The sequence below is a fragment of the Exiguobacterium sp. s121 genome, from assembly GCF_018617245.1.
In the GTDB taxonomy this organism is placed as follows: domain Bacteria; phylum Bacillota; class Bacilli; order Exiguobacteriales; family Exiguobacteriaceae; genus Exiguobacterium; species Exiguobacterium profundum.
On sequence record NZ_JACSJV010000002.1, the window covers coordinates 94,686 to 121,574 of the forward strand.

21 protein-coding genes are annotated in these 26,889 nt (G+C 48.2%); 12 read left to right on the forward strand and 9 right to left on the reverse strand.

Annotated elements, in window-relative coordinates:
- Nucleotides 1-118 precede the first annotated feature (118 nt).
- The 4 genes from KOG47_RS10870 to KOG47_RS10885 are packed head-to-tail and all read left to right on the forward strand — an operon-like array spanning nucleotide 119 to nucleotide 5,323.
- Nucleotides 119-3,289, forward strand: coding sequence for an EAL domain-containing protein (locus tag KOG47_RS10870; protein ID WP_215244221.1), 3,171 nt, complete (start codon nucleotides 119-121; stop codon nucleotides 3,287-3,289).
- A gap of 2 nt (nucleotides 3,290-3,291) precedes the next feature.
- On the forward strand, nucleotides 3,292-4,047 hold the full coding sequence (locus tag KOG47_RS10875; protein ID WP_074035148.1) for a P-loop NTPase family protein: 756 nt from the start codon (nucleotides 3,292-3,294) through the stop codon (nucleotides 4,045-4,047).
- Nucleotides 4,035-4,892: an MBL fold metallo-hydrolase gene (locus tag KOG47_RS10880; protein WP_215244222.1), complete on the forward strand. Its 858-nt coding sequence runs from the start codon at nucleotides 4,035-4,037 to the stop codon at nucleotides 4,890-4,892. The genes KOG47_RS10875 and KOG47_RS10880 overlap by 13 nt, the downstream gene beginning before the upstream one ends.
- Nucleotides 4,889-5,323, forward strand: coding sequence for a GNAT family N-acetyltransferase (locus KOG47_RS10885; protein WP_215244223.1), 435 nt, complete (start codon nucleotides 4,889-4,891; stop codon nucleotides 5,321-5,323). The genes KOG47_RS10880 and KOG47_RS10885 overlap by 4 nt, the downstream gene beginning before the upstream one ends.
- A gap of 22 nt (nucleotides 5,324-5,345) precedes the next feature.
- Here the strand turns inward: KOG47_RS10885 and guaC are convergent, their stop codons facing one another.
- The 7 genes from guaC to KOG47_RS10920 all read right to left on the reverse strand — a co-directional run bounded on the left by guaC (nucleotide 5,346) and on the right by KOG47_RS10920 (nucleotide 17,694).
- Nucleotides 5,346-6,329, reverse strand: coding sequence for a GMP reductase (gene guaC / locus KOG47_RS10890; protein WP_031424215.1), 984 nt, complete (start codon nucleotides 6,327-6,329; stop codon nucleotides 5,346-5,348).
- A 200-nt stretch (nucleotides 6,330-6,529) separates the two neighbouring features.
- Nucleotides 6,530-8,590, reverse strand: a complete 2,061-nt coding sequence (locus KOG47_RS10895; RefSeq protein WP_215244224.1) for a PAS domain S-box protein — start codon at nucleotides 8,588-8,590, stop codon at nucleotides 6,530-6,532.
- A gap of 112 nt (nucleotides 8,591-8,702) precedes the next feature.
- Complete coding sequence (locus tag KOG47_RS10900; protein ID WP_215244308.1) at nucleotides 8,703-9,887, reverse strand: MFS transporter; 1,185 nt, start codon at nucleotides 9,885-9,887, stop codon at nucleotides 8,703-8,705.
- A gap of 162 nt (nucleotides 9,888-10,049) precedes the next feature.
- Nucleotides 10,050-12,059 carry a catalase gene (locus KOG47_RS10905; protein ID WP_078146023.1) on the reverse strand — a complete coding sequence of 670 codons (2,010 nt, stop codon included), beginning with the start codon at nucleotides 12,057-12,059 and terminating at the stop codon, nucleotides 10,050-10,052.
- 123 nt (nucleotides 12,060-12,182) lie between these two features.
- A complete protein-coding gene (locus tag KOG47_RS10910) occupies nucleotides 12,183-12,836 on the reverse strand; it encodes a hypothetical protein (protein WP_215244225.1) in 654 nt (217 codons plus the stop codon).
- A gap of 48 nt (nucleotides 12,837-12,884) precedes the next feature.
- Nucleotides 12,885-14,087, reverse strand: a complete 1,203-nt coding sequence (locus KOG47_RS10915; protein ID WP_078146025.1) for an NAD(P)/FAD-dependent oxidoreductase — start codon at nucleotides 14,085-14,087, stop codon at nucleotides 12,885-12,887.
- Nucleotides 14,088-14,187: 100 nt separating this feature from the next.
- A complete protein-coding gene (locus KOG47_RS10920; protein ID WP_215244226.1) occupies nucleotides 14,188-17,694 on the reverse strand; it encodes a lamin tail domain-containing protein in 3,507 nt (1,168 codons plus the stop codon).
- A 373-nt stretch (nucleotides 17,695-18,067) separates the two neighbouring features.
- Between KOG47_RS10920 and KOG47_RS10925 the strand changes: the two genes are divergently transcribed.
- The 6 genes from KOG47_RS10925 to KOG47_RS10950 all read left to right on the forward strand — a co-directional run bounded on the left by KOG47_RS10925 (nucleotide 18,068) and on the right by KOG47_RS10950 (nucleotide 23,181).
- A complete protein-coding gene (locus KOG47_RS10925) occupies nucleotides 18,068-18,829 on the forward strand; it encodes an alpha/beta hydrolase (protein ID WP_078146027.1) in 762 nt (253 codons plus the stop codon).
- 132 nt (nucleotides 18,830-18,961) lie between these two features.
- Entirely contained in the window at nucleotides 18,962-20,617 is a 1,656-nt protein-coding gene (locus KOG47_RS10930; protein WP_215244309.1) for a glycoside hydrolase family 13 protein, read from the forward strand.
- A 54-nt stretch (nucleotides 20,618-20,671) separates the two neighbouring features.
- Complete coding sequence (locus tag KOG47_RS10935; RefSeq protein ID WP_214691373.1) at nucleotides 20,672-21,010, forward strand: hypothetical protein; 339 nt, start codon at nucleotides 20,672-20,674, stop codon at nucleotides 21,008-21,010.
- Between the two features lie 57 nt (nucleotides 21,011-21,067).
- Nucleotides 21,068-21,271 (forward strand): YwbE family protein, encoded by a 204-nt coding sequence (locus KOG47_RS10940; protein ID WP_015880320.1) that lies wholly within the window; start codon nucleotides 21,068-21,070, stop codon nucleotides 21,269-21,271.
- A 1-nt stretch (nucleotide 21,272) separates the two neighbouring features.
- Nucleotides 21,273-21,440, forward strand: a complete 168-nt coding sequence (locus KOG47_RS10945) for a hypothetical protein (RefSeq protein ID WP_015880321.1) — start codon at nucleotides 21,273-21,275, stop codon at nucleotides 21,438-21,440.
- A gap of 268 nt (nucleotides 21,441-21,708) precedes the next feature.
- Nucleotides 21,709-23,181, forward strand: coding sequence for an alanine/glycine:cation symporter family protein (locus KOG47_RS10950; protein WP_159563257.1), 1,473 nt, complete (start codon nucleotides 21,709-21,711; stop codon nucleotides 23,179-23,181).
- 50 nt (nucleotides 23,182-23,231) lie between these two features.
- Here KOG47_RS10950 and KOG47_RS10955 read toward each other — a convergent pair whose 3' ends face one another.
- On the reverse strand, nucleotides 23,232-24,032 hold the full coding sequence (locus tag KOG47_RS10955; RefSeq protein WP_196431707.1) for a formate/nitrite transporter family protein: 801 nt from the start codon (nucleotides 24,030-24,032) through the stop codon (nucleotides 23,232-23,234).
- A gap of 93 nt (nucleotides 24,033-24,125) precedes the next feature.
- Complete coding sequence (locus tag KOG47_RS10960; protein ID WP_214685001.1) at nucleotides 24,126-24,515, reverse strand: VOC family protein; 390 nt, start codon at nucleotides 24,513-24,515, stop codon at nucleotides 24,126-24,128.
- Between the two features lie 80 nt (nucleotides 24,516-24,595).
- Between KOG47_RS10960 and KOG47_RS10965 the strand changes: the two genes are divergently transcribed.
- Together KOG47_RS10965 and KOG47_RS10970 are read left to right on the forward strand one after the other, a co-directional pair.
- Complete coding sequence (locus tag KOG47_RS10965; RefSeq protein WP_215244227.1) at nucleotides 24,596-25,714, forward strand: GTPase; 1,119 nt, start codon at nucleotides 24,596-24,598, stop codon at nucleotides 25,712-25,714.
- A 13-nt stretch (nucleotides 25,715-25,727) separates the two neighbouring features.
- Nucleotides 25,728-26,870 (forward strand): YcjF family protein, encoded by a 1,143-nt coding sequence (locus tag KOG47_RS10970; RefSeq protein ID WP_215244228.1) that lies wholly within the window; start codon nucleotides 25,728-25,730, stop codon nucleotides 26,868-26,870.
- Nucleotides 26,871-26,889: the final 19 nt, after the last annotated feature.

A 26,889-nucleotide genomic window follows, 5' to 3' on the forward strand; every position in this document is an offset into this window, starting at 1 on the left:
GTATGAGAGGGTGTTTTTTTATAAGAGAAAAACGTTTCCCCATTTTTTCAAAGGTTTTCTCCATAGTTTGAGCGAAACCAACTACACTATAAGAAAAAGGAACGGGTGGAGGGATACGATGCAACGGATGAAAGGCGACCCATATTATCTATTCGAGCTGTTCACACGCTTGTATCGAATGGTATTTCTAATGGAAGTGACAGAAGCAGGCTATCGTTACGTAAATGTGAGCGAACAGGGGAAGGTGGCCTCTTCGCTTCCAAGTGATGTAGAAGGGCGGTATTTACATGAGATGTATCGCTCGGAAGTGGTCGAGGAATTGATTGAACATTATGATGCGGTCGTTGAGACAGGGGAGCCGGTCTACTTCATGTCGCAAATGAACATCGACTCCAATACGGCCCGATTCGCTTCTTCTATGCTTGTACCGATTGAAGATGAGGATGGACTCGTTCGTTATGTACTCGGTTTGACAACTGATTTATCCGAGGAGGCGGAGATCAAGTTGTTAAAGAGTATCGAGCATATGGACTATTTGACCGGTATGCCAAATCTGATGAAAGTCAAATTGGAGCTCGACCAGTTGTTCGAGCAACATGACACCGAAGAGACGAGCGTCATGCGCCTTCACATCAACCGTTTCAAGATGATGATGTCGCTTCAAGGTGTGGAGCGCTCGAATCAGTTGATTAAAGACATCACACGTCAATTGGCGAATACGCTTCCGAAAGGTTCAATTATCGGTCGAGTAGACGGTGAAGACTTTATCGCGGTGTTACCTCATACTCCAATCCGGTTGGCATACATGTACGCCGAGCATTTGCTTGACGTGATTGCAGATCATTCGTATCAAGTGGCGGAGGCCGAATTCCCGTTATCGAGTTGTATCGGGATTGGTGCCGGTACAGCGGATGCCGACCGTGTCATCATGAACGCCTCCACGGCTCTGTTGGAAGCGCGTCAGACGGGAAATCAAACGATTCGTTTATATGAACACGATGAATACGTGCAGCGTTACATCGATGAGATGATGATCGAAACGGAACTGGTCAAAGCGTTGAAGCTAGATGAGTTATACATGGTGTATCAACCGAAAGTGTCGATGGACGGTGCGATTCATTTTGAGGCGCTCATTCGCTGGGAGAGTCCTGTTCTCGGATTCATTTCACCTGAAACGTTCATTCGTGTGGCTGAACAGTCACTCTTGATCGAAGACGTGACACGATTCGTCATGAATCGGGTATGTCAGGATGTGTCGTCACAACCTGAGCAGTTTGAAGGGCGCCGCGTGGCTGTGAATGTCTCACCGAATTTATTTCATGAACACCATATGAATGAACTGGTTGCGATCATTGCATCGTATGGTCTTGTGCCAGAACAATTTGAGTTTGAGGTGACCGAGCACACGTTGATGCATGAACCGGTAGCGGCGATCAAAACGGTCGAATCGCTCAAACAACAAGGATTTCGACTGTTGATTGATGACTTTGGGGTCAGTTATTCCTCGTTGAATTATTTGAAGTTGTTCGAGATTGATGGAATCAAGATCGACCGGTCGTTCGTCGCGCAACTCGATCAGGAGAGCGGCATGAAAGAGTATGAAATCGTCAAACTGATTGTCTCGTTGGCCAAAAAGCTAGAGTTAGAGGTGACGGCTGAAGGTGTGGAGACGGAAGAACAATATCGGATCTTACGTCAGCTCGGCTGCGATGAGATTCAAGGGTATTTCTTCAGTCGTCCGATGCCGCTCGCGGATTTAGAAGAGGCGCTCGGAATCTTGTATTCCCATCAGATGATGTTATCGAAGATCGAGCAGCCTGCGCAGTTGTTGCATCCTTCTCTAGATGAGCGTGAATTGCAACGACTCAAAGCGATATTACGATTGGAAATTTTAAATACGCCACAAGAGGAACGATTTGACCGGATCTCCCGATTGGTCGCACAAACCTTTCAGATGCCAATCGCATTCATTTCGATCATGACGACAGACCAACAGTGGTTCAAATCGTGTGTCGGTATCGAGCTCGAATCCGCTCACCTCAAACGGGAATGGACGTTATGTAATCGGGTTGTCACATCAGAGTCTCCGCTGGTGATTGAAGATGTTGCGGCAGCAGCGATTGAAAGTGACAGTCCTTGGATTGACCGAATCGGATTTTATGCAGGTGTACCGTTGCGGACGAAGCAAGGTCACGTCATCGGCACACTTTGCGTAGTGGATGGGCAGGCGAGAACGTTCTCAGAAGAAAACTTGAAGGCGCTCGAATCGTTTACGCATTGGGTCATGACAGAGATCGAGCACACGGAAGTCTCGAGAAGACAAATCACGCGACAACAATCAATCGAAGCATTGTATGAAGCGACGGCATTGCGTGTACCGTTCCAAGATCAATTGGCCCGGGTTCAAGAAATTTTATTGGAATGGGTCGGTTACTCCCACGGGGTCATCTTCTCGATTGAGCCTTCGCATCGTCTTCTAGTAGAGCATGGGGTCTCTCGTTTGACTTGGGGGGAAGAAGAACTGCATTCCCTACATCAACTGACAACGGTCGGCGCGCAAACGCTTCAGGAAGGTGATCTGATTGTAGATGGTATCGAATTCACGAGGTTTGTCAGTTTTCCTTTGACGCATGAGCATCAAGTGTTTGGCTGGGTCGTTCTTCTCGCGGAGCAAGGCAACTTGAATGATCATCTTGATGAGGAAACGTTGCAAGAGTTGACTGGAACGGTACGGTTGCTTGCACGATGGATGGAGAATGGGATTCGAAAGGAACGGAAACAACGCGAGATGATTCGAATCGCAAAACAAGATCAACTGACAAAACTGTATAATCGTCATAAGCTCACGACCGATTTATACAAAAAGATGCACCGGACGCCATCGATTACAGTGACACTGGTCAATCTAGACGATTTTAAAAGAATCAACGATCAGTACGGGCACATGATAGGGGATGAAGTGTTAATTGAAATCGCACAACGATTAAATGAATTCGTCCAGCATGTTGGTGGTCAAGTGTACCGTTTTTCAGACGATGAATTCATGTTGGTGCAAACGGGTCCACTGAGTGGGATTGAACAGCTCAATGAAGTTATTTCCCAGGGAATAGACGCGTCGAATGGTGAAGTCATTCATCTTACGGCAAGTGTTGGCGTCACCCTAGTCAAGTCGACCGACACCGTCGATTCGATTCTTCAACAAGCAGATGCAGCGATGTATATTGCAAAGAACAATGGAGGAGACCAGTGGTTCCAATATGGTGGATACTCAGATGACAAGGGGATTTAAGTATGGGGAGATTATGGCTGATTGAAGGATTGCCAGGAAGCGGAAAGTCTACATTTGCCGAGAGGCTGCGAGATAAACGGAATGGCAAGTTCTATTCGGAAGTAGATGCGTCACACCCCGTGGATATGCATGATGTCTATTGGGTCGAGGACAAACCATCAACCGGTCGCATTCTCGATGAAATCGAAAAAGGGTGGCTCGTCCGTTATGATGGTGATGAAGAACGGATCGGAACAGACGTCTACGAGTTACCTTTCGCCCTTCACACACGAATCATGTGCGAACGCTGGCGGCGTTATGTTCAAAAGTTAGATAGGGAGGAAGAGGACGTCATCTTTGAATGTGCGTTGCTCCAAAATCCTTTCACCATTGGAATGGTTGCCCAAGATGTTCCGTTAGCGGACGTGGAAGCATACGTTCAAGAGGTCGCAGACATTCTGAAGCCGATTGATCCGATGGTCGTTTATTTGGCATTGGATGACGTTGCACGCATCTTTCCGATTGTATATGATGAACGACCGATGGGATGGCAAAGCGGTTTTGTCGAGTATTATACGAGCGGCACCTATGGTGTGAACCATGCGCATAAGGGTATGGCCGGAACGATTGAGATTTTAGTGGAACGCCAACGACGTGAGCTTGAACTGTTGAAACAATTACCTCTTCGCCACGCTCGGATTCAAAATGATAATCGGCATTCATTCGAAGAATTAACGAATTTATTAGAGGAGGAGTCGATTCGTACATGCAAACCTTAATCAAACATTCGGAACGTTTTTGGTATATGACACCCGTTGACCGTACCGATCGACCAATTCTCGGTGCCGTTATCGGCGATACGCATACGCTGCTCATCGATGCGGGCAATTCCGTTTCGCACGCCTCGTTGTTTTTAGAACAGCTAGAAAAACAAGGCCTACGTGCGCCGTCGATGGTCGCATTGACGCATTGGCATTGGGATCACATCTTCGGTTTACCTGCACTTGAAGGAATGGTCTCCATTGCGAGTGAAGCGACCAAACAGGGGATGGAAAAACTTGTCCCATATGCTTGGGATGATGTCTCTCTCGATGAGCGGGTGGCGGAAGGGATTGAAATCGCATTTTGCGCGGAAGCAATCCGTGAAGAATATGGAGACGCGCGCGATATCAAAATAGTATTACCTACGCTGACGTTTCAAGAATCGCTGACACTCGACCTCGGTGGCGTTCACGTCGTGTTACGACATGTCGGAGGAGACCACGCAAAAGATGCGGTTGTCCTTTACGTCGTAGAAGAACGGGTATTATTTTTAGGAGACGCGTTATACGCAGACATCTATTCTCCGACATGGCGAATGACTCCGGAAGAAACCCTGCGGTTGTTGAATGTATTGGAATCGTTTGATGCTAAACAGATTGTCTGGTCACACGGTGAGATGGTGAGTCGTGAATCCTTCGCAGAAGATTGCCTTGCATTAAGACGAATCGCCACCATTTCGAATAATTTCCCAGGAAATATTGATGAAATCACGCAGTCGTATGCTTCACTCGTCAATCGGGAGATCACCGAGGAAGAGAACGAGTTGATTACGTTTTTTGTGAACGGGACGGTGGGAAGATGACTTACACTATCACGCGGATTCACGAGGAAGACGAGACGTTCCAACAGTTTTTGACCACTCAATTACGTGAGTATAACAACGTTCGTTCGATTTACCATCGTGACATTCGCGAGGCGCACGTGCCGACCATTCAGTTGAAAGTGGAGCAAGAAGGACGGGTGATCGCCGGCTTATATGGGAGTGTGTATTGGGGATGGTTCGATTTGGATCGCCTTTGGGTCGATGCAGACTTTCATGGTCAGGGCATCGGTAGCCAATTGCTTGGAGAAGGGGAGGCGTTAGCGAAGTCGCTCGGTGCGACGCGTGTGAAATTGACGACGTTCTCGTTTCAAGCGAAACCGTTTTATGAGCGATTCAGTTACACGGTAATAGGTGTGCTACCGGACTATCCGCCGGGATCGGATTACTATATGATGATGAAGCAATTATAAAAGGCGACACGAGGTCGCCTTTTTAATACACTTTATCCCCATTGAAGATTGAATTTTTCACCATGACGTAGTCTACGGTGCGCAATGCCTCGAGACTGTCACCACCCGCGTAAGAAATCGCCGATTGGAGGTCTTGCTCCATCTCGGTCAATGTATCTTGTAGTGCCCCTTTGTGTTCGACAAACATCTTTTTCCCCTCGACGTTCTTTCGCTCACCCTTTTGGAACTCAGAAGCAGAACCGAAATACTCTTTCAATTGTTTCCCGTCTTGCTCGAACGTTTCCCCCGGTGATTCATCGTGTCCTGCGAACAATGAACCAATCATGACCATCGAAGCGCCGAAGCGAATCGATTTGGCGATGTCACCGTGAGTACGGATGCCCCCATCCGCGATAATCGGTTTCGTCGCTGCTTTGGCACACCAGCGAAGTGCAGCCAATTGCCAGCCCCCGGTACCAAAACCTGTTTTGATTTTCGTGATACACACTTTACCAGGACCGATTCCAACCTTCGTCGCATCCGCTCCGGCATGCTCTAATTCGCGAACGGCCTCTGGTGTCCCGACGTTCCCCGCGATGACGAATGATCCAGGAAGATGGTGTTTGATATGCTGAATCATTCGGATGACCGCATTCGAATGACCGTGAGCGATATCGATTGTAATAAATTCTGGCGTATGACCGGTCGATTTGAGCATTTCGATAAACCCATACTCTTCTTCCTTCACGCCGACACTGATGGATGCATACAAACCACGCTCATGCATGTCTTGGATAAACGCCAGGCGCGTCTCTGGATTGAAGCGATGCATGATGTAAAAATATCCGTTCTTGGCCAGCATCAATGCGACCTTTTCATCGATAATCGTCTGCATGTTAGCCGGAACGACCGGTAATCGGAACGTGAAGCCACCAAGCTCGACGGTCGGGTCACATTCCGAACGACTGTCGACAATACATTTTGCAGGAATTAATTGAATATCTTCGTAATCAAATACTTTATCCATATATCGCACCCCTATTCACGAACATTAACGTATTGAACAATAAAAAAACTTCGCCCATTCGGTAATATAACGTGAATAGAGTTTAAAGTCAAAGGATAACTCAATCAATTTATCTTAAAAATGAATAAAATTGAATGTATTGATGTTTAATGTTCGGATTTATGATTTATTTTCGATGTTTCACGTGAAAAAAGGACCACTTATTGGTGGTCCTTTGCGAGTGCATATTGATTTCGTCCACCTGCTTTGGCTTCATAGAGAGCGAGGTCGGCACGTTTTAGTAACTGTTTGGTCGACAACCCTTTTACAAATCGAGCACCCCCGACACTTGAAGTCGTAATGAACGTATGTTGATCGATTTCCCATGGGCGCTGTAGTGCTTGAATGATTTTCTCTGCAACCCGATGTAGGGCACAGGGATCGTTGAAGCGAATGAGAACGGCAAACTCATCACCGCCAAGTCTGGCAATCATATCTTGTTTGCGAAGCACGGATGTCAATCGACGAGCGAGTTGTCGCAAGAGCTCATCGCCCACATCATGACCGAACGTGTCGTTGATTTGTTTGAATCGGTCAACGTCAAGAGCGAGGACGGCCAATTCACCTTGCTCGAATTCGGTTCGATCGATCGCTTCCTCGAGGTAAGCGAGGAAGAAACGACGGTTCGGTAAATCGGTCAGCGTGTCGTGATACGCCAAATGCTTCAGTTGCTTCTCTAGTGCTTTTCGCTGCATGATTTCTCGGCTGACCGTCAAATAGTGTAGGAGAAGTCCGGATTCATCATAGATGGCCTGAATTTTCGTTTCGAGCCAAATCCAGCGCTGGTCAGCATGGAAATGACGAAACTCAAGGGTCAAGGAGATGTCTTCTTCCTTCATTTCTTTCAACTGCTCCCGGACGATCTGGATGTCGTCCGGATGGATATAGTCGAGCGTATTCTTCCCTTCGTAATATCCGGCCGCAAAACCGAGTACGGTACGGTGAGAAGGGGACGCATAACGAACAGTACCATCCCGTTCTAGTATGCAGACGAGATCACTCATGTTTTCTGTGATCAATCGATATTGTAACTCACTCTGTCTTAACGCTTGTTCCATTTCACGTTTCTCCGTGACATCACGCAAAATCGTTAAGACGGCCGTTTCGCCCTCATAATCGATGAGAAGGCTACTGATATCCATCTGGAGCTTGTCTCCACTCGGTGTCATGATGACCATTTCCGTGTCTTGGACGGGGCCTCCGAGTTCGAGAGAGGCAAGTCGTTGACGGGTGGACTGATGATACTCTTCTGCGATGAATGAAAAAATCGATTCACTCTCTAGATAGGTTTCTCCGATTGTGGCGAGTGCCATCGCGTTCGCATATATAATCTGTCCTTCCTGATGCACAATGATGCCTTCCGGAATGGTTTCAATCAACTGACGGTAACGACGTTCGCTTTCGACCGTGGCACGCTCGGCATTTTTCTCTGGCGTCAAATCGATGATGATCGCAAACAGGCCGGTAATGTTACCGCCGACCTCGATTGGAATGTTGAGGACGGTTAAGTCGAGTCGTTCCCCGGATTGATGTTCAGCATAAATGGAGTACTTGTGTGGAATCCCAGACAGCGTGAATTGTAACCCTTTCCTGACCCGAGACCGCTCACTCTCGGGAAGCCAGTGTAGGAACGGCTGGTGAAGCATATCCTGTTCCGTATGACCCGTGATGACCGTGACGGCCGGGTTGACGGATTTGATGTTCAAATGATGGTCGAGTACAAAGATGCCATGTGGAGAATACCGTCGTAGCGACTCGTGATGATCTTTTAAGATCGACAATTCGAGTTCGCGACGCTTCCGTTCCGTCACTTCACGAACGACGGAGACGATATGGGTACAGCGCCCCTCATCATTGAAAATCGGAGTCACTTCTGACTCGAAATAATGAAGGGGGAGCGTCAATACATCATCCGCCTCGACCGTATCCGTATAAAAGGAGTCAGCAAGACGGTAGTCTTCGTAGACGACACTCTTTTTTGTACGAATCGCTTCATCGTAATACTGCGTAATAAGTGTAGCGGTCTCGGTCGGGACCAACTCATCGATGGTCTTGCCGACATCCGCATCCGACCAATTGATGGCCCGTTTCCCAGGCTCATTTACGAAGACGTAGCGATATGCTGAACCATCGACTTCCATAAAGAACACATAGTCTGAAATTTTATCGAACGTCCGTAGTAAAATCGATGCGTTGGATTGAAGTGTTTGGTCAACTTTCATCTCGTCTCCCTCATTTCGTTCATTCTATTTTTTACACGTCATTTTTATCTTACCGCATCATTCGACCAAATGTGTGAACTTTCAAAAAAAGACGGGATGTACGTCCACCCCGTCAAGCAGCTTCGTTCAGTTGTTTTTGTTCGTTCCGTCCGTTCATGACGTAATACAAGAAAATGGTAAAGAGAACGACGCCTGAAAGACTCAAATAAAGTGTCGAGAAGCCCGTCAATGGAATCAACAACCCGATGAAATAGGGACCGAACCCTAGACCGGCATCAAGTGCGATGAAGAAGGTCGATGTCGCCATCCCCATTCGGTGGGGTGGAGAGGCCTTTACGGCGATTGCCTGGGTCCCGGATTGGATATTCCCGAAACCTAATCCGATTAACGCACCGGCAAGTAGAAGCATCCAACCGCTGTTCGCCTGGCTGAGCACGAGCAGTCCAATCGCGAAGATGGCGATTGCCGGATACATGACGACGTTTGCTCCACGCGCGTCCATCAACTTTCCTGTGATCGGTCGTGATAATAGGACTGCGACCGAATAGACGAGGAAGAAGATGCTCGCCGCCTCGATCAAGTCGAGTTCACTCGCGTAGAAGTTGATATAGGACAAGACACTCGAGTAGCTTAGTGCGGCCATCCCGATAATCAAGGCGATCGGTAGCGCTTTTGGTTCGACGAACGATTTTAAAGAGAATCCACGTACGACTTCAGGTGCGTTGACCTCAGGCACATTCACAAAGAACGTGCTCGCCAAACTGATGACCCCGATCACAAAGCAAAGAGCGAAGATGACGGTGAAGCTCGTGTGTTGGCTGAGAAGTAATCCGACGAAGGGCCCGATGGCTGTCGCCAGAGTAGAACTCATGCTGTAGTAACCGATCCCTTCACCTTTTCGAGTCGCGGGAATGACTTGCGCGACGATGGTTCCAGTTGCCGTACTCGATAATCCCATCCCGAGTCCGTGTACGAACCGTGTCAGTAATAAGAAACCGACACCCCAATGGACGAAGTACAATAAAATCGTGGCGGTGAAAAAGACGAGCCCGATATAAAGCGTCTTCTTCCGACCGATCGAATCAATCAGTCGACCGATGAACAAGCGCCCGGTCAGCGTCCCGATAATGAAGATGCCAGTGACGAGTCCTGCTTGACTCGTGGTCGCCCCGTACGACTCGACGGCATGCACCCCGATGGTGACCATCAATAAGAAAAAGATGAGCGTCAGGAAGAAGTTGATGAGCGAGATGATTAAAAAGTCTCTCGTCCAAAGTTTTTGAATAGGTTGTTGCATCATACGTGACGCCTCCTTTTCTTCAAATTCGAATAGTTAATAAACATAACTAAAAGAGTATACCAAATCAAATTAGGATTGTCCGAGATGATGCACTGCATGCAGTGAATGACAGACATGAAAAAACTCGACTCGGGAATCGAGTCGAGTCAAGTGACATCGTTAGGCACGGTCCCAGAATCGGGCAGTCGCAATCCCATCGATGAACGCATTGAATCCATCGAGGTTATGCTCGTCAAACGTGAAGACACCAGGCTGGTCTTGCTTCACGCGACATGTGGCGAGTGCCTCTTTATGGTGTACGTGTAGGGCGAGCGGCTTATAGTGCTTGTACGTGTTCTCGATAAATTCGAGCACATCATCCTCGACAGTCGTCGCGGCACTCACTAAGAAGGCGGCATCGAAAAGGCTCGAGTCGACCGTATCGTACGTCTCCTTCACCTTCAGGTCACCAAGCATATACGCCTTCTTGCCGACAAGGCTGTAGTTGACGTTGTGATCGGCGAGCGTCTGCACCCACTGTTTCACCTGATTCGCATCCACGTCACCGGCAAGGAGAAGGGCGACGCTCTTCGTATCGGGCTTTTTGATTGTGTTCGCCATCGAGAGAGCAGGGGACGTCTTATCTGACTGGACCTCATTATTCTCTTCGGGCACATGTACTCCTAAGTTGTCGGCGACGACTTCAGCGAGATGACGATCGATGCGGTTCAATAAATCGACGGCGTTCTCTTTCACCATGTCCGACTCACATTTTCCGAGCTCAAAACTGCAGGCATCTTGGATGTGTTGTTTTTCGACATCGGTCATGCTGTTATAGAAGAGCTTCGCCTGTGAATAGAAATCAAGGAAGCTGTCACTACGTCCCCGAATCTTATGACCATCGATTTTCTCTTGATAGTGCTCAAATCCACCTTGATCGGCTGGTACAGGTTCCGGCTGATTATTGTTGAGCGCATTTTTATGGTAGCTCGTCTGACCTTTGTGAACGGCCATTTGATGCATCCCGTCCCGCTGGTTGTTGTGGAACGGACAAACGGGCTTGTTGATTGGGATCTGGTGGAAGTTTGGTCCACCGAGACGCGACAGTTGGGTGTCCGTATACGAGAACAGACGACCTTGCAAGAGCGGATCGTTCGAGAAGTCGATTCCTGGGACGAGATGACCCGGGTGGAAGGCGACTTGTTCGGTTTCCGCGAAGAAGTTGTCGACGTTCCGGTTGAGTGTCATCTTTCCGACGAGTTTCACTGGAATCTCTTCTTCCGGCCACAGTTTGGTTGGGTCTAAGATGTCGAAGTCATAGTTGAACTCGTCTTCTTCCGGGATCAGCTGCAGGCCGAGCTCCCATTCAGGATAGTCGCCTTTATTGATTGCTTCATAAAGGTCGACACGGTGGAAGTCAGCATTTTTCCCGACTGCTTTTTGGGCTTCGTCCCATACTTGTGAATGAACCCCGAGCTTTGGTTTCCAATGAAACTTGACGAAATGAGCTTTTCCTTCCGCATTTACAAGACGGAATGTATGCACCCCGAACCCTTCCATCATGCGTAGACTACGTGGAATCCCCCGGTCACTCATCGCCCACATGACCATGTGAGCCGTTTCATGGTTTTGTCCGACAAAATCCCAGAACGTATCGTGCGCGCTTCCCCCTTGCGGCACTTCCGTATGTGGCTCAGGCTTCACAGCGTGGACGAGGTCCGGGAACTTGATGGCATCTTGGATAAAGAAGACTGGGATGTTGTTTCCGACTAAATCGTAGTTCCCTTCGTCTGTATAGAACTTCGTCGCAAAACCACGGACGTCACGGACCGTATCCGCGGACCCGCGTGAGCCTTGGACAGTCGAGAAACGGACGAATACGGGTGTCGTCTTCGAAGGGTCATTCAAAAAGTTCGCTTTTGTGAACTCGGCGAGCGGTTCATACACTTGGAACTCCCCGTGTGCCCCGACGCCGCGCGCATGGACGATCCGCTCCGGAATCCGCTCATGGTCGAAATGGGTCATCTTCTCGCGGAAATGGAAATCCTCGATCAATGTCGGACCACGACGTCCTGCTTTCAGCGAGAATTCGTCTTCCGCCATCTTCAGACCTTGATTTGTCGTCAAGCCAGCTTGTTGTTCGTTATCAATCGTATGTTGTTTTAACTGCTCTTCTTTCTTGTTCCCCATGTGATTGCCTCCCTTAAGTATGACTGACCGTCGTAAGTCACCATTTGACCTACTGTATCGGTGTTCCCTAACGCCAATAAAAAAATCCCTCTTTTTCAAAAAAGAGAGATTTCACACAAACATTTATAATGCGGCCCATACATGCTGTTTCAATACGATTTGTTGTACCACTTTAGGGTCGAGTTCGTATTCAGTGGCAATGATGCGCGTCACTTTCGCTTTCGCATCGGGGTCGTCAGGATTCTGCTTCGTATATTGATCTTGCCATGACCTCCAAATTTGAATCTCTGTATCGGTCAATTTGGTCGTCCATTCTTTTTCTCGAAGTTGCCAACCGAATATCATGTCGTCTGTTTGACCGGGTTCCACCCAGTCTGCGAGTCCATAGTCGCCTTCCGGAGCGAATACGGCTTCACCGAGTGGCGGTTCCGTCCCGATATAGGCAGCATCATCATAAAATCGTAACAAGGCGGCCTGGAACTGATCTGACTGTTTTACGTCATCGATGACGTCATGGCTGACGGATTGAAGCTCATCCGTACTCGGGTTCCCGTGTACGACGATGTCGTATTCATATCGAATGACACCGTCTTGTTCGATTGGTGTACGTTCTTCAATCGTATATATTTCCTCGGAAATGGATGCTTGTTCAGCCTTTAACTGCGTCGTGGGGACGGATTCCTGTGGCCAAAACCAGAAGGCGCAACCGAGAGGGACAAGGAATACGGCAAGACGACGTAGTCGGTACACCCTGTTTGATTTTCTTTTTTTCTTCAATCCAAAAACACTCCTTCAATTATGTAACAATCCCCAAAATGTCGGGGATTACGTTCGATCTAAACGAACGAGGTCCGCATCGGGATGCGACTGACCACGAACGAGAGCACTCAAAATACGAGAGCCAAGCATGCTATACACGGTCCCATTTCCCCCATATCCGAGCAAGTAAAACAAGTTCGGTCGATTCGGGTGCTCCCCGATGAACGGGAGTTGGTCCACCGACTCTCCAAACAAGGCGACCCAAGCATAGTCGACTTCTAGGTCATACATCGGGAAGAGCTCGGCGATTTTTTCTTTCACTCGTTCCGCCCGATCGTTCATGAGCGCCTCATCGTGCGGCGTTTCGGCCTGGTCTTCGTCAAGTCCGCCAGCGATAATCCGCCCGTCCGGAGTCGTGCGCAAATAGAGATATGGTCGTTTCGTCTCCCAAATGAGCGCGCGTCCTTCCCATTCGCTGAATTCGGCGATTGGATTCGTTGCGATGGCGTATGACCGATTCAAATCGATCCGATGGGAGTCGAGTAGGGGAGCTGGCCCATAACCTGTCGCAAAGATGACTTTATTCGCTTTAAATGTCCCGTTCGAGGTGAACACAATCCATCCATCACCATCAGACACGACCTCATCCACCGACGTCTCTTCAAAAATCGGGACGTGTTGTTTCGATAAATGGCGAATGATTTGACGACTGAGCGTGAGCGGATTGACCTCGGCATCGCCTTTTGTGATGAGGGCCGCCGGTTTTTCAAATGGGAAGCGTTCACGTAATGCTTCACGATCCAACCACTCCACATCAAAACCGTGTTTGGCTAGCATCTCATACTCACGTTGCAATTTGGCAACATCGTCCTCTTCACTCGCAAAACAAAGGCTGTCCCGTCGAATATATATATCGGATGCATCGACATCTTTCGCCACCTGGTCGAGCGATTCGACCGCGTCGAGACATAATTGATAGAAGCGTACCGCTGCCGCTTCTCCAATTTTTTCTGCGAGTTCATGTAACATGATGTCATTTGAATATTGAATTAAACCGGTATTTGCTGATGTGCTTCCGGTACCGACTTTTCGCCCATCGAGCACCGCAAAATCGACGCCATCTCGTTGTAACGTATAAGCCGTCAACGTTCCGGACATACCGGCTCCGATGACGAGTACGTCGTAATGCTCTTTTTTGTCAGGTCTTTCTAACACGACGTCCTCTGATTCGGTCGTTGGCCAATATAAATCTCCGTTATACAATTCCATCGGTCTCATCCTCCATGATATTCAGTATCTTCCTCTTTATCCCCGCTTCAAGAGAGGTGAAACCAAAAAACCGCAGACGATGTGTCTGCGGTTCAACATGTTATTTCTTGATGATGATGGATGAAGGAGAAGCGCCTTTCGTATATGTGATGCGTTGGACGTTTTTTGCCCCGCGAATCTCAGCAAGATTTTTCCCGTCAACGATTACTTCTTTTACCGTCGCGCCTTTGAAGTCGATGATGGCACCGGCTTCTTTCGGTTTCACTTGAACGACGACATTTTTCAACGGTTCTCCTGTCAATTCCGTGTATACGCCACGAACGAAGATACCGTTTTTAAAGTTCGTGCCTTTTCCGATTGTCACGCCGATGTAATCCTCTTGAAGGACGAGGCGAGCAGCTTTATGGTTTTCTACAGTGTAACGCGTCAATTCCACTTCTGGTTCCGGTGTGAAGTCGATTTGTGCAAGTACTGGATCATGGTCACTCGCACGCCCTGACATCTCAGTGAAGTCCGAGTTGACGTGAATCATGTCAATTTTCGTAGAAGCGGCCAAGCGGTTCGAGACGAGGATATGATCGAGTACTTGTGAGTTCCCTTGATACACATACGAGTAGCGGTCGACAGCAGGAACTTTCTCGACCATGTTCGTCATCAAGTCACCTTTAAAGATTTGGAGCGCATCCGAGAATTCGAAATCGTTGAAGTCACCAAGTGCTACAACATTCGCTTCTGGATTCTTCGTCTTCACGTCTGCGACGAAGTTGTGGACGACTTGTGCGATTTTCTTACGTTGCACTTCACTTCCGAGTACGACCGGTTGTTGTGACCCGAAGAAGCCGGTGTCACCACCTTTTGAGTTCCAGTGGTTCGCGATCACGATGACGTTCTCGCCTTGGAAGTCGAATTGAGCAGCTAACGGTTTACGTGAACGATCGAACGCTTCGTTCGTCGGATCGATACGTCCCGGATTGTGCGTCAATTTCCCGTCAGCATATCCGACGGCCGTCGTCGCGTCACCGGCAGGCATTCCCTCCGTCAATGACACGCGCTCAGGATCGTACAAGAAGCCGACACGGATGTTGGCATCCGGTGCACCACCGTCTTGGTTGTTCTCTGGGTCGATGTTGACGTATTTATATGTCTTCCCACCGACAGCGACAATGTTATCGATTAAGCGCTGATAGCTCTGGTCAGCGGCAGAACCTGCCCCTTTATCCTGTCCATCGTTGTCCTGTACTTCCGTCACACCGATGATGTCAGGGCTGTTCAATTCGTTGACGAACGCTTTCGCCAGTTTGAGTGCCTTTTCATCTGATGTTTCTTTGATGTTGTTCGAGAAGTTCTCTAAGTTATACGATGCAATTGTTAATTGATCTTCTTCTGCCTCGATGAATGTCTTCTCACGCTGCGCATCTCCTTTGACGAATGAAGCTTTCATGTCTTCAAGTGAGGCTTGAATCTTATAGTTACCGAATGAATAGCCGACGACACCGACGATCGGTCCGTTGAAACGGTCGCCCGTCGCGACATCGAAGTCACGAGCTTCTGCATTTGGTTCGAGACGGAACTGAATGCGTTCTGGGTTCGCGTCGTTCTTTTTCAATAAGACACCGCCATTATATGTCTCTGTTGGCGTATCTTCGAGAACTGTGACTAAGTCACCATATTCTTGTGGTCCAACCGATTTCAAGTTGTTCGTTTGAACGCGCATCCCTTCAAGGCTCTCCCAGAAGTCGATGGCATCCTTCTCCGGGTTGAAGACGGCGAGGTTATCGCTGTCGATAAACTCAGTCGGAAGGTTTGAGGCATCAATCGTAATTGGAGTCGGAAGTGTCACGCCGCTCGCGACGACTTCAACTTTTCCGTTACGCGTATCGATTTGTGTCATCTTCATATCCGTCTGTTGGCGATCACTATATCCTTCGATTGCGTACTCGCTCACTTTTCCGTTCACTTTTACGAGGTCCCCGACTTGAATGCCAGCAATCGAACGTCCGCCGTAAAGGACAATCCCTTCAGATGTCCGTGCATCGTCATCGGCTTCCGAATCAGGCGTTTGGATGAAGTAATAGGTCGTTCCACTTGAGACGAACGTAGACGTGACGATTCCTTCGACACCTTCAACCGTCTGTCCGTTCATCGGAGTCGTATGGTTCGCACCTTGGATGTCGTGAATGCGAATCTTGTCTGTGATCTTATAAGAGAATGTTGAGACGGCGCTGAACGAGTCGCCTGTTTTCACGACCGTTTTCAACGTCGTCGAGTTTTCAATGCGGATTGGGTTTTCGTAACGAAGCCCATTCTCTTTTGGATCAGAGCCGTCGAGTGTATAGAAAATCTCTGCGTCTGCTGTCGTTGTCGAGAGCGTCACGTCTTGTGGACCAACGAATGTACCGGCACCTGGTTTCGCGACAGCCGGCCGAAGAACGGACGTATCGATAACCGTGTCCGCCGGGTCACGAGGGATGATTTGGTACGTATCGTCAAACTGTTGAACGATTCCTGTGATCGATGAATAGTTCACATCCGTCTGTAAATCAAGGATGCCTCGCTCGTCGCGAACGACGAACTCCTTCGTTCCGTCCGTCGCCGTCAAGTTCTGACCGCTACCTGTGAGTGTGACATTTTTGACGGTAACGAGTTCGGATTCGACGTCCTCGTTGATTTGTTCCCCTGTCAAGACTTGGGCAGTAGGAAGTGTTGCTGCTTGTTTTGAAACAACGACAGCGCTGTTCAATTGAAGAAGCTCACGGTACGAACCGACGACCCCTGTGACAACGACCTCGTCCCCGACGTTGACGGCAAGAGACGTCGGGCGGATAGACAGACCACCTGTCGCGTCTTGGATCGAGATGGTGTTCGCTAATTTAGCCGTGACGATTCCTTTTACGGTGACCGTTTCATTTTCTGCCTTTGTTCGTGCATCAGCAATTGAAATCGGTGTGATCGGTGCAGGAGGTTCTGTTGTATCGCCATCTCCGTATTCAACGCCTTGGAACGTATGTAACCCGAGATTGTCGAACGTGTCTTGTGGTGTCGATGACCATTCGACAGCCGGGTCGAAGGCATCACTGCCATCACTGTCTCCCTTTGTGACCGTGTCTTTACGAATGAGCGATTGGTCAGCAGTCGCAACGGTCGTTCCCCATTTTGTTCCTGGGTCGAAGCCGAGTTGACCGAAGACATCAAGAACCGTGTCTCCTTTTTTCAAGACGATCGTGTCATCCCCGTTGAAGTTCGTCACGGCGCTCGTCGTATCCGATTTTGCTTTCAAAGTGTCCGACGCACTGCCGTTCACAATGACATATGTCGCTCCTGGTGCGAGGGTGCCCGTCAAATTCAATGTATTTCCGGCAGTCGTACCTCCGTTTGAATACAGTTCAATTTTGTAAGCGGAAAGGTCGATTGTCGCGTTCGTTCCATTGAATAACTCGATTGCTTTATTGTTGCTCGATCCTTCTACGTACTCGGAAATGAAGAGATCTGATGCGTTCAACGTCTCGGCGTTTACGTTTGCCGCAATCGGCGTCATACTGCTGACGATGAGTCCTGCTGATAAGGCGAGGCCAGTGACTGCCTTAAATGATTGTGTTGGTTTCCCCATGTGTAAGTCTCCCTTAGATGTAATGGTCTAATCCGATTTCCCCAACTTGCGTCGTTATAAATAAGTGAATTTATATCCTCCTTTTTCAAAAAAACGACATGATAGCGCTTACATTACTTTTCTTGTGACGAATCCCTTGAAAAATTATTCGTGTATTGTCAAAAATAACACGTTCATTTCCCAAGTTTTTTTACTACATGTTAAACATAACCAAGCAGACGTCAGAACTCAATCCACTAAACACGAAGTTATGATTACATTTTGATTACAAGATAAATGTAATCGGAAGAACTTGACGAGTAGCTTAAGAACTTTTACACTCTTCTAATACGAATTAATTGTATCGGTTAAGTTGGAATTAAAGGAGGCACTAATGAAAGCAGTCAATTACCCAGTCATTCCTGGAGCAGGCGCATTTTATTATGAAGGAAACGAGATCGGTATTTTGCTTTGTCACGGCTTTAACGGGACACCTCAAAGTGTACAGGACGTCGGAATTGAGTTGATGAAGCAAGGGTTCACGGTCTATGCCCCGCGCTTGAAAGGGCATGGGACACATCCAGAAGACTTTCGATGTTCGACGCATCGATGTTGGTATAAAAGTGTGACGAAAGGAATCGAGCGGTTGCGCGAGTCGTGTCAGACGGTCATCGTCGTCGGTCAGTCAATGGGCGGAACGTTGGCACTCAAGGCTGCCCTTGAAGGGAAGGCGGATGCGATTGTGACAATCAATGCCGCGTTATCGGTACCAGGATATGCGTGTCATGCGTCGGATACCGAGTGTCGATTTATCGACGAAGATGCGCCCGACATCTTGGCAAAAGACGTATATGAGATTGTCTATGACCGTGTGCCTACAAGAGCGATTCGTGAATTGCTTTCGCTGATTGACGAGGTGCGACCGCACGTCGGAGCAGTTGATGTGCCGGCGTATGTCATCCATTCTGCTGTCGACAACGTGGTGCCGCCTTCCGACTCCATCTGGTTGTTTGAGCAGTTACAAGGAACAAAAGAATACGCGGTGCTACCAAACTCGTATCACGTCGCGACGATGGACCATGATTGGAAGCATTTGTCGAAGCTGATCACGACCTTCTGTGAACAGGTTGGGGCGCGCCATCAAAATGCAGTGTAAAAACTGCATTTTTTTGTGGGCTGATTCTTTGCAAACGCTTGCACTAGTGCTATGGTAGATGTGAATCATACCTTATTGTAGGAGGCACGGTGCCGTATGGAGACGTTGTTCAGCCAAACGAAACAAACAGAAATCAGTCGTGTATGGTGGAAAGAGGCCATCGCCTATCAAATTTATCCAAGAAGTTTCAACGATTCAAACGGGGATGGAATCGGTGATCTTCGCGGAATCATTGAAAAGCTCGATTACTTAGAAGACCTTGGAATTGATGTCATTTGGATTTGTCCGATGTACAAATCGCCAAATGATGATAACGGATATGATATCAGTGACTATCAAGACATTATGGACGAGTTTGGGACGATGGAGGATTTTGATGCCTTGCTAGAGGCGGTGCATGCACGAGGGATGAAACTGTTGCTCGACCTCGTTGTCAACCATACGTCGGACGAACATCCATGGTTCCTTGAATCGAAGAGCTCGAAAGACAATCCGAAACGGGATTGGTACATTTGGCGAGATGGGAAAGATGGGATGCCACCGAGTAACTGGGCGAGTATCTTTGGCGGGTCCGCTTGGGAATATGATGAACCGACCGATCAATATTACTTGCACGTATTCTCGAAGAAACAACCCGATTTGAACTGGGAGAATCGTGAAGTTCGGACGGCTGTCTATGACATGATCAACTGGTGGCTCGATAAAGGAGTCGACGGATTCCGTGTCGATGCGATCAGTCATATTAAAAAGATGCCGACGGAGACGATGTTACCTTCTCCGGACGGGAAGTCGATCGTTACGGCGTTTTCGATGTACTCGAATATCGATGGAATCCATGAATATCTACAAGAGATGAAGCGAGAAACGTTCTCCAAATACGACATTATGACCGTTGGGGAGACGAACGGAATCGAGCCGGAAGAAGCCGACCAATGGATGGGACCTGAGAATGGTGCGATGAATATGGCCTTTCACTTTGATCATGTCGATATCATGCGACGGTCACGTCTTGCCCCGCTCGATGTCGTCGAGCTGAAACGAATCTTCGATAAATGGCAACAAGGATTACGCGAAACCGGGTGGAACGCGTTATACATTGAAAATCATGACATGGTGCGAGCGGTCTCGCTCGTCGGGGATGAGCATCATTATTGGCGTGAAAGTGCCACGGCGCTTGGGATGATGTACTTCTTCATGCACGGGACACCATTCATTTATCAAGGACAAGAAATCGGGATGAAGAATGTGCCGCTCCCATCCATTCATGACTATGATGATGTCGCGACGAAAAACGAGTACTTCGAACGGATCGCGAACGGGATGAGTGAAATCGACTCGATGCAACAAGTATGGGGCACATCTCGTGATAACGTCCGGACACCAATCCAGTGGGATGCCTCACCTTATGCTGGTTTCTCGACGACGACCCCGTGGATGCCGATTCACGAAGAGTATGAGACGCTCAACGTCGAGGCACAGCGAAACGACCAGCATTCGATCCTGTCGTTCTATAAGGAGATGATCCGTCTTCGTCGAGTTGAGGAGACGTTTACGTATGGTCGTTATCGTGACGTCTTGCCTGAACATAAGCAAGCCTTCGTCTATGAGCGTACGTTTGAGAACAACCGCTTCTTCGTGGTCGTCAACTTGACCGCCAATCCGGCAGAAGTGACCGTTCCGGAAATTGCAGGCGCCACGCTTGTCATGACGAATGAGATTGACCCCGAGACGATTGATACGGAAACGTTTATGCTTCGACCATTCGCAGCACGGTTATATCGTTTATGATAGAAAGGTACCTTCCTAGGAGGGTACCTCTTTTGAATGAAGGGTGGGACGAGGATGCATACGATTGAATTTTCTAATGACAACGAGGTCGTACGCATGGTCATTGGTGGTGCCGATCGCGAACGGTTGGAATTGATGATTGATGAGCGACGCGTTACGATTTACGTGAAAGCGTATCTCGATTTTGGAGAGGCGTTCGCTAAGGCGTTTCATTCGTTGAAAGGGACGGCCGCACTCCGTGATGTGGAAGGACAGTATGTCATGGATGTGATCTTTTCGTATCGAGGGGTCAGCGTTCGATTGCATGATCCGTTTCCTGAGAAGACGCTTCAGACCGATCAAAGTTACATGACAGAAACGATGCGACAAATTGGCATCTGGAATAGGCTGTGACAAATGAGGGAAAAGAGCATATGATAGAGATTGACTAAATGGAAAGGGGTGTCGGGTATGGATGGAACGAAACGTGCTGACATTCGCCCAGGACTCCACGTCCAAATCGTTTTAAAACAAGATCAACGAAGCGGAAAGCTGACGAAAGGCGTCGTTCAAGATATATTGACGAACTCGCCACGTCATCCGCACGGAATCAAAGTGCGTTTGAGCGATGGACAGGTCGGTCGTGTGAAAGTGATCGAAGCTGGAGGTGAGTAAGATGAGTGAGAAAAAACTATCTTTTCAAGAGGCGATGAAACAAAAGCTGGCAGAGAAGAAGCAAAATCAAACGAAGGTTCCCACGGGTTTACATGGTACAAAACAGAAACCGTTGACGAGCCAATTGACGAAAAAACCAAATAACCAGAAGAAACGTACTGGTATTTAAACTCGCAGCTACTCGAAAAGAGTGGCTGTTTTTTTGATTATTCATTTCGTTATTGTGAATTATAATCATGATTTAATATTTCTAAACATTTTTATGTAAGCGCTTTAAGTGCTTATAAATAAGGAATCTCGCTTATATGATGTGAAAAAAGAGTGAAATGACCTATAAAAAAATTATTGATAATTGTCAGAATCTTTGTATAATTCAGAACTAAGACATCATAAAAAATTCTCAACTTCAGATTCACACAACAGGGAGGAACTTATTCATGGAAGCGATTCAAGGTATGTTACAAGGAAGCGTCGACTTTTTGAACAACATCTTATGGTCGTACGTATTGATCGCCGTTCTCGTTGGAGCCGGGATCTACTTCACGGTCAGAACACGTTTTATGCAGTTCCGTTACTTAAAAGAAATGTTACGTACGGTGACAGATAAATCGGACGTTACACTTTCAAAAGACGGGAAGAGTATTTCTTCAATGAAATCATTCTTTATCGGTGCCGCGACTCGAATCGGTACAGGTAACCTTGCCGGGGTCACGGTAGCGGTCACACTTGGTGGACCAGGAGCGGTCTTCTGGATGTGGATCGTCGCCCTTCTCGGTGGTGCGACAGCCATGATTGAAAGCACGCTCGCTCAAGTATACAAAGTGAAAGACGATGTCGCGTACCGCGGTGGTCCAGCTTACTACATCGAAAAAGGTTTGAACAACCGTGCACTTGGAATCGTATTTGCGGTTCTCATTGCTGTCACATTCGGACTCATCTTCAACTCTGTTCAATCGAACACAATCGCTGCAGCATTCGATAACGCATTTGGAATCGATGCGGCGATCGGCGGAGCAATCTTAGTTGTTCTTACTGGTCTTGTCATCTTTGGTGGTGTACAACGTGTCGCGAACTTCTCGGCGATCGTCGTACCAGTCATGGCTGTTCTCTACCTTGCCATCGCACTCTACGTTGTCGTTGTGAACTTTGCTGAACTTCCAGGCGTCTTCGCTATGATTTTCCAAAGCGCATTTGGTTTGAACGAAGCAGTCGGTGGTTCAATCGGTGCTGCAATCTCAATGGGTGTACGCCGTGGACTCTTCTCGAACGAAGCAGGTATGGGTTCTGCACCAAACGCAGCAGCTGCTGCTGAAGTATCGCACCCTGCGAAACAAGGTTTCCTTCAATCACTCGGTGTATTCTTGGATACGTTGATCGTATGTACAGCAACTGCAGCGATCATCCTTCTCTCAGACAGCTACGCTGCTGGAAATGGTGAAGGGATTGTCCTTCTTCAAAACGCATTGACTGAACAAATCGGAGCACTTGCCCCAGCATTCATCGCTGTCAGCGTCTTCTTGTTCGCCTTCAGCTCAATCGCAGGAAGCTACTACTACGGTGAAACGAACATCGAATTCATTAAGAAGAGCAAAGGTGCAGTTCTTGGATTCCGTCTTGCGACAATGGCATTCGTCTTCATCGGAGCGGTCGCAAGCCTTGGATTCGTATGGAGCCTCGCTGACCTCTTCATGGCAGGGATGACATTGATCAACATCGCGGCAATCACATTGCTCGGTGGCGTTGCCTTCAAAGTTCTTAAAGATTACGAAGAGCAACGAGCCCAAGGTCTCAACCCACGCTTCTCGGCTCGTAAACTCGGTATCGAGAATACAGAGTGCTGGGATGTGGAAGAAGACGAAGTGGCACAAGGTACTGTTCAAGCAGCCGCCGCCGACGCTTCAAAATCATAATTCGTGAAATGCAACAAACAGGGACCCTGCTAATCGGGGTCCCTGTCTTTTTATGCATGATGACGTATCGGCTTGACGGTTTGTTCCGTCTCCGATTTGTTCAAATACAAGTAACTTCCGGCAACGAACAACGCACCACCGACAATATTACCGAGTGTGGCGAAGAATAGATTGTAAAGGGCACCGCTAAAGGTGACGAGGTCCGACGGTACATAGTGGAGCGCGAGAGCGAAAACGCCCATGTTCGCAATCGAGTGCTCGAATCCAGCGGCGAAAAATACGACGACCGGAAGCATCGTCAGCATAATCTTCGCGACATCATTGTTCGTTTTGAGTGGCATGAAGATGGCCAAACAGACGAGCACGTTACATAAGATTCCTTTCAAGAAAATAGCAAGGGCGTCTCCACCGATTTTCTTCGCGGCGACGACAGCAAGCAAATGGTCACCCGACACGTCACCCATGCTGTGAGCTCCGATGACGAGAAGCGATAGCATGACGGCACCGATCAAGTTACCGACCCAACTGAGTCCCCATATTTTTGCGAGGTCGAACCAAGCGACACGTCCCCGTTTTGCACCAGTGTAGAGATACATCGTGTTGCTCGTAAACAATTCTCCCCCCATCCAGACGATGAAGACGAGTGCCACCGAGAAACTGGCGCCCGCAATCAGCATCGTTCCGGGGACATCGATGAACATGTTTCCGACGGTGAATGAGAAGACGACTCCAATTCCGATTAAAAAGCCCGCGATTATCGATCGCAACATGTATTGAGGAAATGAATGTTGAAGCAATGATGATTTCTTAAATGCGGCTTCTTCCATATAATCGACGACTTGCTTTTCCATGAAAAGACCTCCTTTAGACCCTTTCAGTCTAGGAGGTCAACGTGAAGTTTGCAATTGTTTTCACAAACTTTCAAGAAGTTCTCAAGAAACCGTTCACATCGTTGCCACGAGTTCAACTTTGATGCGGTCCGGGTCTTCAAAAAATAGTGCTGTATAGTTTGGGCCTCCTGCGTGGGGGAAGCGGTCTGCGTACAATTCACGAAACCCGTGTGATGCGAGCTGTTGCCGAACTTCTTCTAATTGTGCGAGGGAAGACGCATGAAATGCCAAGTGGTTGAGACCAGTCTTTTTTCGGTGATACGGTGGCGCAAGGTGAGTCTTTTCCGTTTGAACGAACACGAGATATGTTTCACGGTATCGATAGCTCCGTCCTTCTGGCCAAGATTGATAGAGCGTGTAATCAAGTTGTTCACACAGGAGCCATTCCCAGGCACGTATACTGTCGTGTAGGTTTGAAACGTAAAGCTCAACATGGTGAAGCATGAGAATCATCCTTTCGATGGACGTTTGAAAATGGTCCGTTCGGTATAATTGAACTATACAACGAATGAGGGAGGAAACGTATGGATCGGACAGGGCTCGTCTCAAATATTTTGATTGCCGGAAAGACCGGTGTCGGAAAGAGTGCGTTTATCAACTATATATATGGACATGACGTCGCCGAATCGCGTGCTGGAAGTCCGGTCACCGCAGAAGGACTTCACGAATATGAGTATTACGATTTAAAGCGGGGTATCTTGTTTCGTTTTTTTGATACGTGGGGGCTCGAAGCAGACCGCTCTGAAGAGTGGCATCAAGCGATTTTATCCATCGTCCATCAGCGTGAAGGCGCGCTCGATATCGCGGAGTGGTTTCATACGATTTACTATTTGTTGTCGGTGCAGTCAGGACGTGTCGAGGCATATGAGCTCGAGGCGATTTTAAAACCTTTATATGAGCGGGGGAGCAACGTCGCCCTCATTCTGACTAACTACAATGAAGACGACCCGATGAGTGTTCAAAAGGCAGAGGCGATGGAACGGGTATTGTTACGTGCACTACCGATTGAAGAAGAGAACATCATCCGTGTCAACAGTGTCGAAAAGAAGTTACTCACAGGAAAACACGTCCCGGTAAGAGGATACGAAGAGGTATGGAATCGGAATCGGACGAACCTATGGAAAGACATCGAGCGAAAACTTCCCATTAACCTGACGAATCATCTTCTTGAAGAGTTAGAGGATTGGCGAATTCGTAGTATCGCTTCGGCAGAGACGATTCGCATGCTAACCCCGCAAGCGATGATCAGTTGGAAAGCTAGAAAAATAGAGAAAGATTTAGAAAAGACGCTTGAAGAGGCAGCTTTGACGACGGAAGAGGCGATGGCAGAAGGGGTGCGTCATTATATCCAACTCATGCAACGATACCCGCTAGTCGGAGAGCAAGCAGACCTTTTGTTTAGAACGAGACGAGTTGAGCTCGGATTTGACTACTCGTTCGGAAAAACAGTTCGAAAGATGGTTCTCGGAATGATTCCTGGAGTGCACTTCATCTACTGGGCATTCAAGCGTCGGACGGCAGAGCGAGGGATTAAAAAGGCCATCGAGCAACAATATGCATCTGTAAGACAAACGATTGAAGAAGAGATTCGACGCGGCTTTGAGCGCGAGATGGGTCAGCTTGGTCGCACGCTCAACTCATAAGGGGGAAACGTAAATGGAATCGACGAAACGATTTGATTTTAAAGATTATGATTTAAAGGCAGAGCTCGAGCGGCTACGGGGCAATGTCAAAAAACCAAACATCCTCATCGCGGGAGCAACGGGAGCAGGAAAGAGTTCTGTTGTGAACTACGTGTTTGGACGTGATTTGACGAAAGTAGCAGCCGGGGAACCGGTCACAAGAGGAATTCATCAATATACGAGTGATGATATCGCAGTCACCTTGTTCGACAGCGAAGGATATGAGATCGGGAGTGCGCGGCAACAACATTACGAAGAGGAAGTCATCGGGTTTGTGGAGAACGCAAAGCGGCAAGAGGCATCCAAACGAATTCATCTCGTCTGGTATACCATCAACGCTGCGACAAAGCGTGTCACACCACTCGACAAGGTCTTGATTCGCCGTCTACGTGAATCGACCGCTGTCGCTGTCTTATTCACACAAATCGATCAGGTCGATTTAGAGGAACTGACGGCATTACGGAATGAACTGAATGGAATCCTTCCGGAAGAAGCGATCTTCCAAGTCAGCATTTCTTCGGAAATATTGAACGATGAAGCGTTGCGTCAATATGTGGATTGGGAACGACTGATTGCGTGGTCGGTTGAACAGCTAGATGCTTCCTTGCAGGAAGGGCTCTTGATGGAGATTCATGCAGAGAGTGAAGCGATGCTCAAGTTAAAGCGTAAAAAGGCGAATCGAATCATCTCTGGCTATGTCGCGAGCGCAGGAACGGCTGCTGCGGTTCCGCTCCCGTTTGCTGATGCCGTGGCATTGACGCCGATTCAGGTGACGATGAGCGTCCATCTATTTCGCTATTGGGGTGTCAAAGCGAGTGATGATTTGTTGAAGACGCTCATTGGAAGTACCATCATTCCACAAATCGGTCGCACGTTATCGAAAACGATCTTATTGAACGTCATGAAGTTTTTCCCGGGAGCGAACGCAGCGGCCGGTGTCATCAATGCGACCGTCGCATCAGGGATCACGTGGGCCATCGGACTCGCAATTAACGAAATCGCTTATCGTAATGCTATGGATTCATCGAAAACGATTGAACAGTTGTTAAATCAAGAGTTCGGATCGCTATTTGAACAGTTTTTGAAGCAAAAACCGAAGGCGGATCAACCCTCTTAACGCCTCCCATTTGTTAGAC

What these genes read in the sequence shown, in the direction of transcription:
- KOG47_RS10870 (WP_215244221.1), top strand. Translation starts at nt 119, where the DNA reads ATGCAACGGATGAAAGGCGACCCATATTATCTATTCGAGCTGTTCACA.
- KOG47_RS10875 (WP_074035148.1), top strand. Translation starts at nt 3,292, where the DNA reads ATGGGGAGATTATGGCTGATTGAAGGATTGCCAGGAAGCGGAAAGTCT.
- KOG47_RS10880 (WP_215244222.1), top strand. Translation starts at nt 4,035, where the DNA reads ATGCAAACCTTAATCAAACATTCGGAACGTTTTTGGTATATGACACCC.
- KOG47_RS10885 (WP_215244223.1), top strand. Translation starts at nt 4,889, where the DNA reads ATGACTTACACTATCACGCGGATTCACGAGGAAGACGAGACGTTCCAA.
- guaC (WP_031424215.1), bottom strand. Translation starts at nt 6,329, where the DNA reads ATGGATAAAGTATTTGATTACGAAGATATTCAATTAATTCCTGCAAAA.
- KOG47_RS10895 (WP_215244224.1), bottom strand. Translation starts at nt 8,590, where the DNA reads ATGAAAGTTGACCAAACACTTCAATCCAACGCATCGATTTTACTACGG.
- KOG47_RS10900 (WP_215244308.1), bottom strand. Translation starts at nt 9,887, where the DNA reads ATGCAACAACCTATTCAAAAACTTTGGACGAGAGACTTTTTAATCATC.
- KOG47_RS10905 (WP_078146023.1), bottom strand. Translation starts at nt 12,059, where the DNA reads ATGGGGAACAAGAAAGAAGAGCAGTTAAAACAACATACGATTGATAAC.
- KOG47_RS10915 (WP_078146025.1), bottom strand. Translation starts at nt 14,087, where the DNA reads ATGGAATTGTATAACGGAGATTTATATTGGCCAACGACCGAATCAGAG.
- KOG47_RS10920 (WP_215244226.1), bottom strand. Translation starts at nt 17,694, where the DNA reads ATGGGGAAACCAACACAATCATTTAAGGCAGTCACTGGCCTCGCCTTA.
- KOG47_RS10925 (WP_078146027.1), top strand. Translation starts at nt 18,068, where the DNA reads ATGAAAGCAGTCAATTACCCAGTCATTCCTGGAGCAGGCGCATTTTAT.
- KOG47_RS10935 (WP_214691373.1), top strand. Translation starts at nt 20,672, where the DNA reads ATGCATACGATTGAATTTTCTAATGACAACGAGGTCGTACGCATGGTC.
- KOG47_RS10940 (WP_015880320.1), top strand. Translation starts at nt 21,068, where the DNA reads ATGGATGGAACGAAACGTGCTGACATTCGCCCAGGACTCCACGTCCAA.
- KOG47_RS10945 (WP_015880321.1), top strand. Translation starts at nt 21,273, where the DNA reads ATGAGTGAGAAAAAACTATCTTTTCAAGAGGCGATGAAACAAAAGCTG.
- KOG47_RS10950 (WP_159563257.1), top strand. Translation starts at nt 21,709, where the DNA reads ATGGAAGCGATTCAAGGTATGTTACAAGGAAGCGTCGACTTTTTGAAC.
- KOG47_RS10955 (WP_196431707.1), bottom strand. Translation starts at nt 24,032, where the DNA reads ATGGAAAAGCAAGTCGTCGATTATATGGAAGAAGCCGCATTTAAGAAA.
- KOG47_RS10960 (WP_214685001.1), bottom strand. Translation starts at nt 24,515, where the DNA reads ATGCTTCACCATGTTGAGCTTTACGTTTCAAACCTACACGACAGTATA.
- KOG47_RS10965 (WP_215244227.1), top strand. Translation starts at nt 24,596, where the DNA reads ATGGATCGGACAGGGCTCGTCTCAAATATTTTGATTGCCGGAAAGACC.
- KOG47_RS10970 (WP_215244228.1), top strand. Translation starts at nt 25,728, where the DNA reads ATGGAATCGACGAAACGATTTGATTTTAAAGATTATGATTTAAAGGCA.